Raw genomic sequence first — 13,722 nt, forward strand, 5'->3', positions numbered from 1 at the left:
GTTTTCTATTTTTGGAGTGAATCGGCGACGGTCATCGGCTCTACGACCGCTCCTTCACGAACTTTGTGGAAACCCGAAGTGACGACGCGCGCTCCGGAGTCGAGTCCGGAGTTGACTACCCACATATTATTATAGGTATTGCCGAGGGATACGATGCGCTGTTTCGCCCGTCCGGCCGAATCGAGCGCATAGACGCTGCTGATGCCCTGCGTGCGCATTACCGCTTGTTGCGGGATCAGCAGCGCCGACCGCAGCGTGTCGACGACGGTGCGGATGCGGGCGAACTGCCCGGGGCGCAACAGCGTATCCGGATTCGGGAACGAAACCTGTGCGTTCAGCGATCCGGTGCCCTGCTCGACGGCCCGTCCGATAAAATCGAAGTGCCCCCGGTGCGGATAGGCGATGTTGTCCGAGATCGTCAGCATGATTTCGCTGAAATCGGCCCTGCCCCGACGTATCAGATCGAAATAGGTGTCTTCCGGGATGAAGAATACCACGCGTATCGTATCGACCTGCGAGACGGTGTTCAGTACCGCATATTGCGATCCGGGGCCTACGTAGTCTCCGGTGCGGGCTTTTGTCTGTCCGATAATGCCGTTTACGGGGGAGAGTACCTGCGTGTAACTTTGTTCGATTTCGGTGTATTTCAATGCAGCCTGAGCTGCTTTCAGAGCCGCCTGGGCTGCCGATAGCCGCGAGACGGCGGCGTCTAGGTCGCTTTTGCTGGCGGCGTTGATGGTTGCGAGCGGTTTCACGCGTTCGTAATTCTGCCGGGCATTGGTCAGTTCCGCTTCGGCCTGGCTGACCGAGGCCTGCCGCTGAGCCGTTTGCGCGGCGTAAGGGGCCGGTTCGATCACGTAGAGCAAGTCTCCCTTGTGTACGAATGTCCCTTCTCTGAAATAGATTCCGCGCAAAAATCCGCTTACGCGCGCCTGTATCGTGATGTCCGATTTTCCGTAGGTCTGGCCTACGAAGTCCATCCATATCGGAATATCGCTCGTCGTCGCTTCGGCTACCGGCAGTTCGAGCGGCGGCGCCTGCGTCTCTCGCTTTCGTTTGCAACCCAACAACAGGGCTCCGGATAAAATCAGAATCAGAAAGGTAGATTTATTCGCTTTCATACGTTTAGAGTTTACCGTTATTCTGTCAAAAAACATACCGCTTATTGACGGTAGTATTGTTTTGTAGGAAGGGGTACTCTTTTTAAGTCCCTTTTTTTTCTTATTATGTCCTTTTTGAAGTTACAGGGTTGTGAATTTTGACGCTTGGCGGTTCAAAAACGATTTTGTGGAAATAATCCCCCGAAATGTGAGGGGGTGTCCGAAAAAGATCGAATTTATGCCGAGTCGTAATTTTAGGTTACTGTTTTTTATTAAATCCGGATTTCAGACAGGAATATTGCGTGTTTTTACCGGATTTTGACGAGATAATTACGCGTTTAATAGAATTATTGTTTTAAATTGTAATTTAAATTATTTATGACTTGTATGTATATTTGTGGGGGTATTGTTTTAAAATAAGTATTTATATTAAAATATACCCCATAAAATTTGCATTATAGAATTCAAAAATACTATATTTGCATCAGATGATTGAATTTATGGTTATGAAGCCTGAGGATTTTACTTATTATTTTTCGTTAGCAGAAAATCCCCGTATGGGGATTGAACGGAAAATCTGACAAAACGGTCCGATTCGTCGAAACGGATCGGAGTCCGGGAAAAGAAATGAGTTGTTGATCCATTTAAATGAAAGGCTATGAAAAAGAATTTATCCATTGTACGTATGATGTTGGCGGCGATAGTGTTTTCGACTTGCGCGCCGTCTTTAAAAGCCCAGTCCGGAGTGGTGGTGAACGTGGGAGCGGACCTCGTGAGCGGATATGTGTGGAGGGGGGTCTATCAGATAGGATCGGGGGCGAGTGTTCAGCCTTCGCTCGGATTGGCTTATAAAGGATTTTCCATCGGAGCCTGGGGCTCGACCAGCTTGCGGGAAGGTTTCAAGGAGCTGGATCTTTCGGCCGGTTATTCGGTCGGCGGTTTTTCGGTCGGAGTCACCGATTACTGGTGGGCCGGACAGGGCGCTCCTTTCTATTCCGATTATCTGAATACGCACCTGTTTGAGGGGACGCTGGGCTATCATTTCGGCAAAAAGTTTCCGTTGCACGTCTCCTGGAGCACGATGTTCGCCGGGAATCTCGACAAAGTGGACGGCGAGCGGAAGTTTTCGACCTATATCGAACTCGGTTACGATTTCCGGATCAAAGGCGTCGATCTGACCTGTGCAGTCGGCGTGGCGCCGTGGGACGCTCCGGCATGGCTGACTCCGCGATGGGGCGACAAAGGGTTTCAGGTTTCGAATATTTCGCTGAAAGCCTCCAAAACGGTCCGGATTACGGATTCTTATTCGCTGCCGGTCTTCGTGCAGGCCGTCGCTTCGCCGGCTACCGATGATGCGAGTCTCGTATTCGGGATATCTTTTTAGTTCATTCACCATAAAATCCAAGCAAAATGAAAAAGATCGAGGCAATTATTCGTAAGACCAAGTTCGAGGAAGTGAAGGAAGCTTTGCTCGCAGCAGACATCGAGTGGTTCTCTTATTACGACGTTCGAGGGATCGGAAAGTCCCGCCAGGCCCGTATCTACCGCGGAGTGGTGTATGATACCAGTTCCATCGAGCGGATACTGATATCGATTGTTCTGCGCGATAAGAATGTGGAAAAGACGGTGCAGGCCCTTCTTAAATCGGCTTTTACCGGCGAGATCGGCGACGGGCGCATATTCGTCATTCCCATCGACGACGCCATCCGCATCCGTACCGGTGAAAGGGGCGATATCGCCCTTTACAATGCGGAGCTGGAGAAATAGTTTTTTCGAGGGCTTGTTATTGAACGAACACGAAGTATAACGACAAAGAATTTTGAGTCATGGATTATATAGAAGATATTACACAAGTCGCCGTCCCTGCGGTGGACAGCGGCAACACGGCGTGGATGATCGTCGCTACCATTCTCGTCCTGTTAATGACCATTCCCGGTATCGCCCTGTTTTACGGCGGGCTGGTGCGCCAGAAAAACGTACTGAGCATCATTATGCAGTGCTTGCTTATCGTCGGCGTAATTAGTATTCTGTGGGTGGCATTCGGTTACAGTTTCGTATTCGGAACCTCTCTTTGCGGGACTGCCGCAGGCAGCGTGATCGGCGGTTTCGATAAAGTGATGCTGAACGGCGTAACGCCGTCGGCGCTGACTACGGGCAACATTCCCGAAATCATTTTCGTGGTTTTCCAGTGTATGTTTGCCGTGATCACGCCGGCTTTGATACTGGGCGCTTTTGCCGAACGGATCAAATTTTCGGGCTTTATGCTCTTCACGATCCTGTGGAGCATCTTGGTGTACAACCCGATGGCGCACTGGGTATGGGGCGGCGGATGGCTGCAGGAAATGGGGGCCATCGACTTTGCGGGCGGAACGGTCGTGCATATCAATGCCGGTATTTCCGCACTGGTAATGGCCGTGCTGCTCGGTAAGAGAAGAGGCTACCGGGTCGGACAGCCGATGAGCCCGCACAACGTTACTTTCGTATTCATGGGAACGGCTTTTCTGTGGCTCGGCTGGTTCGGTTTCAATGCCGGAAGCGGTCTGCAGGCCGACGGTATCGCGGCCAACGCTTTTCTGGTGACGCACTTGGCCACTTGCGTGGCGGCGATGACGTGGATGCTGATCGACTGGGTGCACAACAAAAAGCCGACGACGGTCGGCGTGTGTACCGGAGCGGTGGCCGGACTGGTTGCCATTACGCCTGCCGCAGGCACCGTAAGCGTTCTTGGAGCCGTTTGCATCGGGCTTCTTTCCTCGGTCGTTTGCTTTTTCATGGTGGCCGTCGTCAAACCGAAATTCAAATACGACGACGCCCTCGACGCATTCGGCGTACACGGCATGGGCGGTATCGTGGGTTCTATTCTTACCGGAGTTTTCGCTACGCGGTATATCAGCGGCGAAGGCGGTGTGGAAGGAGCGCTTTACGGCGACTGGCATCAGTTGTGGGTGCAGGTAGTGGCTACGGCGGTATCCGTCGTTTTCAGCGCCGCAATGACCTATATTCTGTTCAAGATCGTCGACAAATTGGTCGGTCTGCGTGTTGACGCCCGCGTGGAAGAGGAGGGACTCGATATCTACGAACACGGCGAGAGTGCTTACAACAGTTAGACATCGTTGGATGTAGCGTAATAGAGGTTTAAGTTTAAGTTGGTTGCAAGATGCCCCGGCGGCGAACCGGCCGCCGGGATATCGAAAAAAGAAAAAACGTTAAAATTCAAGCATATGTCACTTTACATGGTAAAACAGTACAAGGCCAAACTCGTTCCGGAGATGATGGAACAGGCCATCAAGACGATTAAAACCCGCTTTCAGAAATCGCTGGCGGCCGAACTGGATTTGCGCCGGGTCACCGCGCCGCTTTTCGTGCTGTCCGGGACGGGAATCAACGACGACCTGAACGGCGTCGAACGGCCGGTTTCGTTCCCGATCAAAGATATGGGTGAACGCCGCGCCGAGGTGGTGCATTCGCTGGCCAAGTGGAAACGAATGAAACTCGGAGCTTACGGCATCGCTCCCGGTTACGGTCTTTATACCGACATGAACGCCATCCGCGCCGACGAAGAGCTGGATAACTTGCATTCGATCTACGTGGATCAGTGGGATTGGGAACGCACCGTGACGGCAGAACAGCGCAACCTCGATTTCCTGAAAGAGATCGTTACTAAAATTTACGGTGTAGTTCGCCGCATGGAACGCGAAGTGTATGAGATCTATCCGCACATCACGCCGATCCTTCCGGAGACCATCCGGTTCATCCAAAGCGAAGACCTGTTGAAAATGTATCCGTCGCTGTCTCCTCGGGAACGCGAGACGGAAGCGGCCCGCAAATACGGGGCGATCTTCGTGATCGGCATCGGCGGCAAACTGTCCGACGGCAAAAAACACGACGGCCGGGCTCCGGATTACGACGACTGGACAACCCCGTCCGACGGAGGGTATAAAGGGTTGAACGGCGACATTATCCTGTGGAACCCGGTGCTCGAATCCGCTTTCGAAGTTTCAAGCATGGGTATCCGGGTCGACAAAACGGCTTTATTGCGTCAGTTGGAACTCGAGGGGTGTCCCGAGCGCGCCGATTTGGAATTTCACAAAGCGCTGCTCGAAGACCGTATTCCGTTGTCGATTGGCGGAGGGATCGGCCAGTCGCGGTTATGCATGTTCCTGCTGCGCTGCGCGCATATCGGCGAAGTGCAGGCCAGTATCTGGCCCGAAGAGATGGTAGAGACGTGCCGCAAGCACAATATCTATCTGAAGTAAAAAATGATTTGAGAGACGGAAAAGTTTCTAATACTTAAATTTATAAAGCCATGTCAGAACTTAGATTTAAAGTAGTGGAAGAGGCGATCAAACGCAAGGCCGTTTGTATGCCCGCGCCGGCGGAACGGGCTTCCGAATATTTCGGAATGTATGTTTTCAATGAAGACAAAATGCGCAAGTACCTGCCGAAAAAAACATACGAGGCGCTGTTCGAGACGATGAAGCACGGTAAAGCGCTGAGCCGCGAAATTGCAGACAGCGTCGCATCGGGTATGAAACAGTGGGCGATGGACATGGGCGCCACGCACTATACGCACTGGTTTCAGCCGCTTACGGGCGGTACGGCCGAAAAACACGACGCTTTTGTCGAGTACGACGGCAAGGGCGGGGTGATCGAGGAGTTTTCCGGGAAGCTGCTGATTCAGCAGGAGCCCGATGCATCGAGCTTTCCGAGCGGCGGTATCCGCAATACGTTCGAAGCGCGCGGTTATTCGGCTTGGGATGCGACTTCGCCGGCTTTCATCGTCGATACGACGCTCTGTATCCCGACGATTTTTATCGCCTATACCGGGGAAGCGCTCGACTACAAGGTACCCTTGCTTCGGTCGCTGCAGGCCGTCGATAGAGCCGCTACAGAGGTGTGCCGCTACTTCGATCCGACGGTGTCGAAAGTGTACTCCTACCTGGGATGGGAGCAGGAGTACTTTCTCGTCGACGAGGGCCTTTATGCGGCTCGTCCGGACATGGTGCTGACCGGTCGTACGCTGATGGGGCACGAGAGCGCCAAAAACCAGCAGTTGGAAGACCATTATTTCGGAGCCATTCCGACCCGGGTGATGGCGTTTATGAAAGATCTCGAATACGAGTGCTGGAAACTCGGCATTCCGGCCAAAACGCGTCACAACGAGGTGGCTCCGAACCAGTTCGAGCTTGCCCCGATTTTCGAAGAGACCAACCTGGCCAACGACCATAACCTGCTGCTGATGTCGATTATGAAAAAGGTGGCGCGCCGCCACTGTTTCCGGGTGATCCTGCACGAAAAGCCGTTTAAAGGAATCAACGGTTCGGGCAAACACAACAACTGGTCGCTCGGAACCGATACCGGCGTCAACCTGCTCTCCCCGGGCAAAACGCCGCAGGATAACCTGCAGTTCATCACGTTTCTGGTCAATGTGATGATGGCCGTTTACAAGCGGAACGGATTACTGAGGCCAGTATCGCGAGCGCGACGAATGCCCACCGGCTGGGTGCGAACGAAGCGCCCCCGGCGATCATTTCGGTGTTCCTCGGCCGCCAGATTTCGGCGGTGCTTGACAAACTGGCCTCCAGTTCGTGCGACGATACGATCGAATTCGACGACAAGTGCGGTTTCCGGATGGGAGGAATCGATCATATTCCGGAATTGCTGATCGACAATACCGACCGCAACCGGACGTCTCCGTTCGCCTTTACGGGCAACCGTTTCGAGTTCCGCGCCGTAGGCTCTTCGGATAACTGCGGCGGCGCGATGACCGTATTGAATACCGCCGTAGCCGATCAGTTGGCCGAATTCAAGGAGGCCGTCGACACCCGTGTCGGCAAAGGCGAACCCAAAGAGCAGGCGATTCTGTCCGTGCTGAAGGCTTACGTCAGGGAGTCCGCCGCGGTTCATTTCGACGGCAACGGTTATACCGACGAGTGGAAAGAGGAAGCTCTGAGGCGCGGTCTGGACTGCGCGGTTTCCGTTCCGGAGATCATCGACCAGTTCGTTGCGCCGACCCATGCCGAGATGTTCGTTCGGATGGGGGTGCTTTCGTCGAAAGAGTTGCATGCGCGCGCCGAGGTGAAGTGGGAGACCTATACGAAAAAGATCCAGATCGAAGCCCGCGTGTTGGGCGATCTGGTGATGAATCATATTCTGCCGGTCGCTTCGCGCTACCAGGGAATGCTGCTGGACAAGGCTTTTAAAATGAAAGAGTTGTTCGGCGCCGATAAATTCGGAAGCGTGGCCGGCCAGGACATGGCGCTGATCGAGAAGATCTCCGTTCACATGGAGAAGATCCAGACGTTAACCGAAAAGATGATCGAAGCTCGCAAAGTGGCCAACAAAATCGCCAGCGAACGGAAAAAGGCGATTGCCTATCACGATACGGTGGCTGTGGCATTCGATGAGATCCGTTACCACGCTGACAAACTCGAAGAGGTGGTCGACAACGAAATGTGGCCGCTGCCGAAATACAGGGAGTTGCTATTCGTACGCTAGTGGTTTTTAATCCGCGCTGCGGTGGTTGCGAAAAAACGCTGCGGCGCAATTACAGACAAAAGGCATGAAACAGAATCGAAAAATAAACGTTGCGCCCCGCCGACAGGGGTTATACGATCCCGATAACGAACGCGACGCGTGCGGCGTCGGACTGGTTGTCAATATCAAGGGGAATAAGACCCACGACATTGTCGAAAACGGTCTCCAGGTACTCGAACACATGATGCACCGCGGAGCCGAAGGGGCCGATAACAAAACCGGCGACGGAGCCGGCATCCTGGTGCAGATTCCCCATGAATTTATTCTCTTGCAGGGCATTCCGGTTCCCGAAAAGGGGCATTACGGAACCGGACTCGTTTTCTTACCGCGCGACAAAGCCGGTCAGACGGCGGCTCTGGGGATCGTCAAACGAAACGTACAGGCCGAGGGACTTAACCTGATGCACGTGCGCGACGTTCCGGTGAACGACGACGTGCTGGGCCGGGCGGCCCGCGACACGGAACCTGTGATTAAACAGATCTTCGTAACGGGCGATCCGGGCGCGTCGACCCTGGAGCGCAAGCTCTATATCGTCCGCAAAAAGATCGAGAAAGAGTGGCTCGAAAGCGACCTGGAACAGAAGGAGGCGTGCTATGTGGTCAGCCTGTCTACCCGTACGCTGGTCTACAAAGGGATGTTGTCGTCGGTACAGTTACGCTATTATTTCCCCGATCTGGTCAATCCGTATTTTACCAGCGGCCTGGCTTTGGTGCATTCGCGTTTTTCGACCAATACGTTTCCGACCTGGAGTCTCGCGCAGCCGTTTCGCCTGTTGGGGCACAACGGCGAGATCAATACGATCCGCGGTAACCGGAGCTGGATGGAGAGCCGCGAGGGCGTGCTGCATCCCGACCTGCTCTGTCCGCTCGAAGAGCTGGGGCCCGTCGTGCAGCGGGGAATGAGCGACAGCGCTTCGTTGGACAACGTACTGGAATTTTTCGTTCAGAGCGGCATGACGTTACCCCATGCGCTGGCGATGTTGATTCCGGAAAGCTATAACGATAAAAATCCGATATCCGCCGAACTGAAGGCTTTTTACGAATACCACAGTATTTTCATGGAGCCTTGGGACGGCCCGGCGACGTTGCTTTTTTCGGACGGCCGTTATGCCGGCGGTATGCTCGACCGTAACGGCCTGCGCCCGGCCCGTTACTTTATTACCAAGAACGACATGATGGTGGTCGCCTCGGAGACCGGGACGTTTGCCGTCGAAGCTTCGGAGATCCGCGAAAAGGGTCGTTTGCGTCCCGGTAAAATCCTGATGATCGACACCGAGAAGGGCGAAATCCGCTACGATCCGGAAATCAAGGAACAGCTCGCCGCCGAACATCCGTACAAAGAGTGGCTCGGACGGAACCGGGTCGTGCTGAACCAGATTACTTCGGGCCGGCAGGTGAAACATTCGGTCGAACAGTACGACCGGATGCTGCGCGTGTTCGGGTACAACCGGGAGGACGTCGAGAAGCTTATCAAGCCGATGGGCGAAAACGGTTTCGAACCGCTCGGTTCGATGGGCAACGACACGCCGCTGGCCATTCTGTCGGCCAAACCGCAGCGGTTGTTCAACTATTTCCGGCAGCAGTTCGCGCAGGTGACCAATCCGCCGATCGATCCGATCCGCGAAGAACTGGTCATGTCGATCGCCAGTTACATCGGCGCGGTCGGCGGAAATATCTTGCACCCGTCGGCCGAACACTGCAAAGTGGTCAAACTGCCGAGTCCGATCCTGACCAATGCCGAACTGGATATTTTGAATAATCTGCGTTACAAAGGATTTCGGACGCTGACCTTGCCGATGCTGTTCGGCCCGGCAGACGGCGGACAGGGGCTTGCGGACGCGGTTGACCGACTTTGCGGAATGGCGGAAAAAGCGGTCGACGACGGTTACAATTATGTGATTCTGAGCGATCGGGGCGTCGACGTCGAACATGCTCCGATCCCGTCGCTGCTGGCTCTGTCGGCCGTGCACCACTACCTGAACGACCGGCGCAAGCGGGCTCAGATCGCGCTGATCGTCGAAACCGCCGAGGCGCGCGAAGTGATGCATATGGCGTTGCTGATCGGATTCGGGGCCAGCGCCGTCAATCCGTATATGGCTTTCGCCGTGCTCGACCGGCTGGTTGCCCAAGGCGATATTCAGTTGGACTACGAAACGGCCGAAAAACATTACGTCAAAGCGTTAAATAAAGGATTACTGAAAATTATCTCCAAGATGGGGATTTCGACGATCCGCAGTTACCGCGGCGCGGAGATCTTCGAAGCGGTGGGACTGTCGGACGGATTGCTGAAACGGTATTTCCGGGGGATGACTTCGAAGATCGGCGGGGCCGATTTGGAAGACCTCGCTGTCGATACGCTGGCCGCTCATGCGCACGGTTTCGGGGAGCTGTACGACGAGGATGCGCCGCTGGAGAATTTCGGCAATTACGCCTATCGTAAGGACGGCGAGCGGCATGCGTGGAATCCGGAGACGATCTCTACGCTGCAACTGGCCACGCGGCTGGGCAGTTACAAGAAATTCAAGGAGTATACGCGACTTGTCAACGAAAAACCGTCGCCGATGTTTCTGCGCGATTTGATGGAATTGAAACGCAATCCGATCGACCTGTCGCTCGTGGAGCCGGCGACGGAGATCATGAAGCGTTTCGTAACCGGTGCGATGTCGTTCGGTTCGCTCAGCCGCGAGGCGCACGAGGCGATCGCGATCGCGATGAATAAGATCGGAGGCAAAAGCAATACCGGCGAAGGCGGCGAGGACGCGCGGCGTTACCGTCCCAATACGGACGGTACGATCGCCCGCAGCGCGATCAAACAGGTGGCTTCGGGACGTTTCGGCGTCCATGCCGAATACCTGGTCAATGCCGACGAGATCCAGATCAAGGTCGCCCAGGGGGCCAAGCCCGGCGAGGGCGGACAACTCCCCGGTTACAAAGTCGACGAGATGATCGCCCGGACGCGGCATTCGATCCCCGGCATTTCGCTGATCTCGCCGCCTCCGCACCACGATATTTATTCGATCGAGGACCTGGCGCAATTGATTTTCGACCTGAAGAATGTCAATCCGCGCGCGCGAATCAGCGTGAAATTGGTTTCCGAAAGCGGAATCGGCACCATTGCGGCCGGAGTCGCTAAAGCGAAAGCCGATATGATCCTGGTCAGCGGCGGCGAAGGCGGTACCGGAGCCAGTCCGGTCAGCTCGGTGAAACATGCCGGCCTGCCGACCGAAATCGGCTTGGCCGACGTACAGCAAACCCTCGTGCTGAACGGTCTGCGCGGTAAAGTCACGCTGCAGACCGACGGCCAGTTGAAAACCGGCCGCGACGTGGTGATCGCCGCGCTGCTCGGGGCCGAGGAGTTCGGATTCGCTACGAGCGCGTTGATCGTACTGGGGTGCGTGATGATGCGCAAGTGCCATATGAACACTTGTCCGGTCGGCGTGGCTACGCAGGACGAACGGCTGCGGGAACATTTCCGCGGGCGTTACGAGTACCTGGTCAATTTCTTTAACTTTCTGGCCGAAGATGTCCGCGAAACGTTGGCCGAACTCGGATACGCGCGGTTGGACGACATTATCGGTCGCACCGACCTGATCGAGCCGAAAAAGTTCGAACCGGGAACCAAAATTTCGAAAGTGGATCTGTCGAGGATCCTGTACCGTCCGGCCGAAGCCGGAACGAACGACGTCCGCCGGACGACCGTGCAGGATCATAAGATCGAAAAGGTCAAGGACCGTTCGATCATCGGGATGGCGTCTCCGGCCATCGATTCGAAAATGCCGGTGCACCTGAGTTTCCCGATTTACAATACGGACCGTTCGGTCGGAGCGATGCTTTCGGGACAGATCACTTCGAAATACGGCAGCGAAGCGTTGCCCGAGAATACGGTCAGCGTGACTTTCCGCGGTTCTGCCGGGCAGAGTTTCGGAGCGTTCCTGTGCCGGGGCGTGACGTTTCGCTTGGAGGGAGACGCCAACGACTACCTCGGCAAAGGGCTTTCCGGCGGAAAAATCGTTTTGGTGCCGCCGAAAAACTCGACTTTCCTGCCCCACGAGAACATCATTGCCGGCAATACGCTGCTCTACGGCGCGACGGCGGGCGAAGTGTATATCAACGGGCAGGTCGGCGAGCGTTTCTGCGTCCGTAACAGCGGCGCGACGGCCGTTGTCGAAGGGGTGGGAGATCACTGTTGCGAATACATGACCGGCGGCCGCGCCGTAGTGCTCGGTACGACCGGACGAAACTTTGCGGCGGGCATGAGCGGCGGAATCGCCTACGTGTGGAACCGTCTCGGCAATTTCGATTTCTTCTGCAACATGGAGATGGTCGAATTGTCGTTGATCGAAGAGACGGCCGACAGCAAGGAGTTGCATGCGCTGATCAGTTCGCACTATTACCATACGGGCAGCCCGCTCGCCAAAACGATGATCGACGACTGGAGCGAATACGTCGGCCAGTTTATCAAGGTGATGCCGATCGAATACAAAAAAGTGCTCCATGCGCAGCGCATGGCCGCGCTCGACCGCAAGATCGCCGAGATGGAAAAAGATTATTAAACCGCTGAAAAACGAACAATCATGGGAAATCCGAAAGCATTTTTGACCATAGGTCGTAAAGAGGCGGGGTACCGCCCGTTGCACGACCGGATATACGATTATGCCGAAGTCGAGCAGACGCTCAATATCGAAGACCGCCGCCTGCAGGCTTCGCGCTGCATGGACTGCGGGGTGCCGTTTTGCCACTGGGCCTGTCCGCTGGGTAACCGCCAGGGCGAATGGCAGGATCTGGCCTGGCGCGGTCGCTGGGAGGAGGCTTACCGTTCGCTGGCCGAGACGGACGACTTCCCTGAGTTTACCGGGCGCGTGTGTCCGGCGTTGTGCGAAAAATCCTGCGTACTGAAACTGCACGACGCACCGGTGACTATCCGGGAAAATGAAGTGTCGATCGTGGAACGTGCTTTTGCCGAAGGGTACGTTACGGCGCGCCCGCCGCGCAGGCGTACCGGAAAGCGGGTGGCGGTCGTCGGATCGGGACCTCGGGACTGGCTTGCGCGAACAGGCTGAACCGGCGCGGGCATCGTGTAACGGTGTTCGAAAAAAATGAGTTTATCGGCGGACTGTTGCGGTTGGGGATTCCGGACTTCAAACTCGGTAAGAAAATTATCGACCGGAGATTGAAGCTGCTGGCTGAGGAGGGGATCGAGTTTAAACCTTCTGTTTGTGTAGGTAAAGATTTTAAAACTAAAGAATTACTCGAAAAGTTCGATGCCGTTTGCGTGACGATCGGCGCCGGGGTGCCGCGAGATCTTCCGGTGGAGGGGCGCGACCTGAAAGGGGTGTATTTCGCGCTGGAGCTGTTGCAACAGCAAAATCGGGTGAATGCCGGCGCACAGATTCCGCAGAACGAGCGGATTTCCGCACAGGGAAAACGGGTATTGGTGATCGGCGGCGGCGATACCGGATCGGATTGTGTCGGCACGTCCATCCGTCAAGGCGCCGTCGGGGTTACCCAGATCGAGATCATGCCCAAGCCGCCGGTAGGCAGCAATCCGGATACTCCGTGGCCGATGTATCCGCAGGTGTTGAAAACCTCCTCGTCGCATGAGGAAGGCTGCGAACGCCGTTGGAACCTCGCAACGAACCGCTTTATCGGGAAAGACGGCGTGCTGATCGGCGTCGAGACCGAACGCGTCGAATGGGAAAAGGACGATGCGGGAAAGATGACGCTGAAACATACCGGGGAAACGGAGGTCATAGAGGCCGATATCGTATTGCTGGCGATGGGATTCGTTCATCCCGAACTCGACGGGCTGGTCGGCGATCTGGGAGTCGGGCTCGATGCGCGCAAGAACATTGCGGTCGACGATGCGAACAGAACTACGGTCGGAAAAGTTTTTGCCGCCGGGGATGCCTCTATGGGCGCATCGTTGGTTGTCCGCGCGATCGCGTCGGGGCGCAGGGCCGCCGAAAACATCGACCGATTCCTGAAAGGACAGTAATCTTGTGCAGTGTCCGCAATAAAAAACCGGCCGGGATACGGTCGGTTTTTTATTTTCGGTTGACGGGACTCCGGTCGTAGCGAAGTCTCCT

The 13,722-nt window shown here is 55.3% G+C and carries 6 protein-coding genes and 2 pseudogenes; 7 read left to right on the forward strand and 1 reads right to left on the reverse strand.

What is annotated here, in order from left to right:
- Positions 1–5: 5 nt before the first annotated feature.
- Positions 6–1,121, reverse strand: coding sequence for an efflux RND transporter periplasmic adaptor subunit (locus DW082_RS02800; protein ID WP_118457221.1), 1,116 nt, complete (start codon positions 1,119–1,121; stop codon positions 6–8).
- 637 nt (positions 1,122–1,758) lie between these two features.
- Here DW082_RS02800 and DW082_RS02805 point away from each other — a divergent pair.
- The 7 genes and pseudogenes from DW082_RS02805 (at position 1,759) to DW082_RS02835 (ending at position 13,631) form a co-directional block, all read left to right on the forward strand.
- Positions 1,759–2,484: a TorF family putative porin gene (locus DW082_RS02805; RefSeq protein WP_118457223.1), complete on the forward strand. Its 726-nt coding sequence runs from the start codon at positions 1,759–1,761 to the stop codon at positions 2,482–2,484.
- Positions 2,485–2,510: 26 nt separating this feature from the next.
- Positions 2,511–2,867: a P-II family nitrogen regulator gene (locus DW082_RS02810; protein ID WP_055205988.1), complete on the forward strand. Its 357-nt coding sequence runs from the start codon at positions 2,511–2,513 to the stop codon at positions 2,865–2,867.
- Between the two features lie 59 nt (positions 2,868–2,926).
- Complete coding sequence (locus tag DW082_RS02815; protein ID WP_101573304.1) at positions 2,927–4,207, forward strand: ammonium transporter; 1,281 nt, start codon at positions 2,927–2,929, stop codon at positions 4,205–4,207.
- Between the two features lie 114 nt (positions 4,208–4,321).
- The gene (gene asnA, locus DW082_RS02820) at positions 4,322–5,356 is read left to right on the forward strand and encodes an aspartate--ammonia ligase (RefSeq protein ID WP_101573435.1); all 1,035 of its coding nucleotides are present in this window, start codon (positions 4,322–4,324) and stop codon (positions 5,354–5,356) included.
- A gap of 50 nt (positions 5,357–5,406) precedes the next feature.
- Positions 5,407–7,598, forward strand: a pseudogene (locus DW082_RS02825) (glutamine synthetase III).
- A gap of 64 nt (positions 7,599–7,662) precedes the next feature.
- On the forward strand, positions 7,663–12,189 hold the full coding sequence (gene gltB / locus DW082_RS02830; protein ID WP_101573302.1) for a glutamate synthase large subunit: 4,527 nt from the start codon (positions 7,663–7,665) through the stop codon (positions 12,187–12,189).
- A gap of 21 nt (positions 12,190–12,210) precedes the next feature.
- Positions 12,211–13,631: pseudogene (locus tag DW082_RS02835) on the forward strand (glutamate synthase subunit beta).
- The last annotated feature ends 91 nt before the right edge of the window (positions 13,632–13,722 follow it).

The organism is Alistipes sp. AF48-12 (assembly GCF_003477565.1).
GTDB lineage: Bacteria > Bacteroidota > Bacteroidia > Bacteroidales > Rikenellaceae > Alistipes_A > Alistipes_A hominis.

What these genes read in the sequence shown, in the direction of transcription:
- DW082_RS02800 (WP_118457221.1), bottom strand. Translation starts at nt 1,121, where the DNA reads ATGAAAGCGAATAAATCTACCTTTCTGATTCTGATTTTATCCGGAGCC.
- DW082_RS02805 (WP_118457223.1), top strand. Translation starts at nt 1,759, where the DNA reads ATGAAAAAGAATTTATCCATTGTACGTATGATGTTGGCGGCGATAGTG.
- DW082_RS02810 (WP_055205988.1), top strand. Translation starts at nt 2,511, where the DNA reads ATGAAAAAGATCGAGGCAATTATTCGTAAGACCAAGTTCGAGGAAGTG.
- DW082_RS02815 (WP_101573304.1), top strand. Translation starts at nt 2,927, where the DNA reads ATGGATTATATAGAAGATATTACACAAGTCGCCGTCCCTGCGGTGGAC.
- asnA (WP_101573435.1), top strand. Translation starts at nt 4,322, where the DNA reads ATGTCACTTTACATGGTAAAACAGTACAAGGCCAAACTCGTTCCGGAG.
- gltB (WP_101573302.1), top strand. Translation starts at nt 7,663, where the DNA reads ATGAAACAGAATCGAAAAATAAACGTTGCGCCCCGCCGACAGGGGTTA.